This is a genomic window from Aquidulcibacter sp., from assembly GCF_049239865.1.
Taxonomy (GTDB): domain Bacteria; phylum Pseudomonadota; class Alphaproteobacteria; order Caulobacterales; family Aquidulcibacteraceae; genus Aquidulcibacter.
Window position 1 is genome coordinate 1 of the sequence record NZ_JBMLTR010000041.1, and the last position, 1,541, is coordinate 1,541.

At 59.6% G+C, this 1,541-nt stretch carries 2 protein-coding genes; one reads left to right on the plus strand and one right to left on the minus strand.

What is annotated here, in order from left to right; genetic code table 11:
* Nucleotides 1–757 (minus strand): hypothetical protein (locus tag ACOVRA_RS03255; RefSeq protein WP_421719035.1); only part of this gene is annotated, 757 nt, incomplete at its 3' end.
* Nucleotides 758–949: 192 nt separating this feature from the next.
* Here ACOVRA_RS03255 and ACOVRA_RS03260 point away from each other — a divergent pair.
* Nucleotides 950–1,541, plus strand: a 592-nt coding sequence (locus ACOVRA_RS03260; RefSeq protein WP_421719036.1) for a P1 family peptidase, incomplete at its 3' end; no start/stop codon positions are given.

Here is a 1,541-nt window from a genome sequence, read left to right on the forward strand (position 1 = left end):
GCCCTTGGACTTTGATCTGGGGCGGCGTTTTTGTGCGTTCAAAGGCCCGCCAAGCAGGCTCTAGGTCGCGCCAGAAGCTTGCCTTCGGTCCTTGGCCGATTTGCAGCATCCGAAATGACGTCATTTGAAACGGGAAAATATGGAATGGGATGGATGCTTGCCCATTGACCAATGCCGAATAGGCGATGGTATAGACTTCTTCCATATCTTGATCGGTTAAGCCGTAATGTCGCCCAGAGGCACAGCCCGCTTGCAACAAGCTGGGCGCGCCGCGCCAGCCCCGCCCGCGATCATAGGCATTTGGCCAATTAAGATTGATCCCCAAATAGCCGACGCCCTGTGGCCGCATCTGCGCAGCAGTCAGGGTGTAGAAGCCCTCAGGCTGCCCCGTCGACGCACTTTGGCGCGGCCCTAAAGTCCCGTCCTTGCCGCAAATCTTGAAGTTCCGCAGACGACTATAAGAACCAGAGGCCGCCTTCACCCACACTTCTAACCGGTCTTGTTCTCGGATCAGGCGAAAATAGACCGGTGCGCCCAAAGTCAGGCCAAGGTCTGAATAGGCAAAGGCCAAACGCTGGCGCGTGCGTTCAATCGCATCGGCACCTACCGAGGAAACCGCCACCCGCACCCGCGGGCTTGCCTTGGCCTTTGTTTCCGCACTGACGGTTTCCACGTTCGCCGTCGCGACCAGCAGCGCCGCCGTACACGCTGCCAAGATGAGGCGGCGGGACAGTGCCTTTGGTAACGCAGAACCCATGGTGTTTCCTCAAATATTAAGTCTTTTTTGCACGGCGGCTGGCTCAGCATGCTGACCCCGCAGACGGCACAGTTTGAATCGATCTCGTCAGCAATGTCTACCGCCCGTGTGGTAGATCTCATGCGACTCAGAGCGATGCCACCTATAGGCTCCAGACCGTTAAAGCGATATAAAACCTCGATGAAACCAAGCATGAACCTGATTACCGATGTCCCCGGCCTGAAAATTGGCCAAGCCGAAGATGTGGGCGCTCTGACGGGCGTCACCGTGATTTATCCCGATGTCGCGGCCGTCTGCGGCGTGGACGTGCGCGGTGGTGGGCCGGGCACGCGGGAAAGCGACGCTTTAGCGCCAGAGAACCTTGTCGACGCCATAGATGCCTTGGTCCTGTCAGGCGGCTCAGTCTACGGCTTGGCCGCCGCAGATGGCGTGGCAAGCGTTTTAGGGGCGCGTGGGCGCGGTTTTGGCTTGATTGATCTTCCAGGTGTGCCCCGCTCACCCGTGGTGCCAGCGGCCATCCTCTACGATTTGGCCAATGGCGGCGACAAAGGCTGGGGTCAAGACCCGCCCTATCGTGCGCTGGGTGCGCGCGCCCTTGAGGCCGTCTCAGATCGGTTTGAGCTTGGCGCGCATGGTGCGGGTATAGGCGCTCGGGCAGGGCAGCTGCGCGGCGGCTTAGGTTCAGCCAGTCAACGCACGGCTGATGGCATCCATGTGGGCGCGATTGTGGCGGTCAATTGCTTTGGCAGTGTCATCATGCCCGGCAGTGACGCGTTTTGGGCTT